The following is a 2,290-nucleotide window of genomic DNA, read 5'->3' as shown; positions in this document are numbered from 1 at the left end:
CCCCCCCCCCCCCCCCCCCCCCCCCCCCCCCCCCCCCCCCCCCCCCCCCCCCCCCCCCCCCCCCCCCCCCCCCCCCCCCCCCCCCCCCCCCCCCCCCCCCCCCCCCCCCCCCCCCCCCTTTAGTTGGCATCGTCGGCAGCGTCAGATGTGTATAAGAGACAGTCTCAATGTTATCGCCAGATTTTATATTGGGCGCTACTCCCTCGTAATACCAGAAGTCCGTGGTCTTATTTGGCGCGAAAAAATATTTACAGTCACTCCATTACTGGCCGAAATTTACGGAAAGGTTGGAATGAAAAAAACTTTAAAATGTTGCTAATTATTTTTATTGTATATCTACATCGTGCCATCATAATTCTCATAAAATTATGGCATTCACAATGGCTCAGTTAGTACATTTTGATCCATTAAATCCATTTTTTGTGATGCCATTAGCACATCATTTTAGCGGGGGGACGTTGTAGGTGAACTTTAGTTTGAGAGTAAGGTAGTATTGCTTGTTTGTGTTTTATCATTTTTCGCAAAAGCCAAAAGGTGATGCCTCAAATTAGTAGAACATGGACTTCTCGATGACCTTTTCATACAGTTCAATCGACCGTGATAAGCAGATTGTTTTTCGGACCAGTCGCTTTATACGGATTCATAACGTCAAGTTGTTACGTTCAATACGTTGAGTAAATATTTTTCCCGTCAGATGTTTATCCTTCGGGACTTCCCGGCGATCACTGCCCCAGTCATTACTGGTTATCATGCTGATATTGAACGGGGTCAGTAATGCCAGCAACTCGCGGCAAGTTTATCCGTGCGGGGCCCAAAGGTCTAGGCTAGTACACAGCCTGTTTTGGTGTTGTATGCATACCAGAACCAGTGTTGGTACCGAATTTTAGCGTTCTTACTGTATCCCGGAGAAGGCAATATCAACAATTTTCGCTTTAATGCCGGGCTTTCTGGCCTGATAAGTGTAGGTCAATTGAAATACGGAGCGGCACTCACGACAACGGAAACGACTATGGCCTTTAGGGTTCTGACCATGACGGTAAACCAACACAGAATCACAGTGCAGACAATGGACGTTAACGGAGTCACAGGCAACCCCCAAAGGTTGTATAGTATATCAAATGCCTGCAATCAGAGGCACCACCCAAATTCTTTATGAAAGGACCAGCACATGTCGTATTCAAAAAAACAAATTGATTGTCAGTGTGAATGATATTGTCGCTAAGTATTACCCAGGAATGCTAGCTGCAAAGTAGTTTGAGTGTTCTTCCGTAGAGTTGATTCAACAAATATCTCAAATCAGCATCTTACTAGTGGTTTTGAAGAGAGAAAACCTTACTCAATCCAGGAGAAAAACCGGCTTTGCAAGAAGAGAATAATATGGTAAAACAAGGTGTAATACAATGATCATGGACTAGTTTTCTCAGTGCGTCACACGCCAATTACTCGGTGTATTGGGAATTAGGTATCTTTAAGGGATAGTTAACTTATGTTTAACACCAATAACTTCAAACTCGTCTGGTGGAGCATCCTTGTAATCGTTTTAGGCTCCTATCTTTATCTGCGGCAAGACCAACTTCTTGGTGGGAGCCCTACGTATTTTGATGTGGTTGTGTTTTTAGTCTGGATTTCTGTTTGTCTTGCTCCAATTTTTAAAGAAGTCAAGCTGTTTGGCCTCGAGCTGAAACAAGATATCGAGCAACTTAAGAAGGACATCTCACATCAATTGGCGCTCATGAAGGTTGAGCTTCAATCATCAATTGACGTCTCCTCTTCTAATACAAGCAATGTCCACATAAACAGCGGCGCACCAATCCCAGCGAGCGATGCTGATATTCCAGATATAAAGCAACATATAGCAGAAACGCTGAAAGAGTTTGGTATCGTCAAGACAGACCAGACTGGATTATTTTTTACTCAAGGTATTCAACAAGAGAATATTGATCTATTTAAAGTTCGTCTCTCTTTTGAGAGACTAATCAATGAATATTCACGTCTTAACGGTATTGATCCGCGTCGCTATCCAATGCATAAGGTTATACGTGATCTTCAGAAAAATGAAAATATTTCTCCGAATATCATTCAAGGGATTTTGGAGGTTTTAGCCATTTGTAACTACGCCGTTCATGGTGAAATAGTTTCAGAAAACCAATTTGCCTTTGTTATGGATTCTGCTCCTGTCTTGTACCAAGCTCTAGAAAAGGAACTCGCATCAAATGCGTTGACCCCCTCCAAAAAAATAGCTCCATGGTCTGTCTCTTATACACATCTGACGCTGCCGACGATGCCAACT

The 2,290-nt window shown here is 43.8% G+C and carries 1 protein-coding gene and 1 pseudogene; one reads left to right on the top strand and one right to left on the bottom strand.

Annotation, left to right across the window (positions count from 1 at the left end; all coding sequences use genetic code 11):
- Window positions 1-547: 547 nt before the first annotated feature.
- A pseudogene (locus tag JHD74_RS27145) lies at window positions 548-1,099 on the bottom strand (IS1 family transposase).
- A gap of 387 nt (window positions 1,100-1,486) precedes the next feature.
- On the opposite strand from JHD74_RS27145, the gene JHD74_RS25630 reads away from it, so the two are divergent.
- On the top strand, window positions 1,487-2,290 hold an 804-nt coding region (locus JHD74_RS25630; protein WP_199063861.1), incomplete at its 3' end, for a hypothetical protein.

The organism is Serratia sp. ASV30 (assembly GCF_016428815.1).
GTDB classification, from domain to species: Bacteria; Pseudomonadota; Gammaproteobacteria; order Enterobacterales; family Enterobacteriaceae; genus Chania; species Chania fonticola_C.
This window is presented reverse-complemented; position numbering and strand designations above follow the sequence as displayed.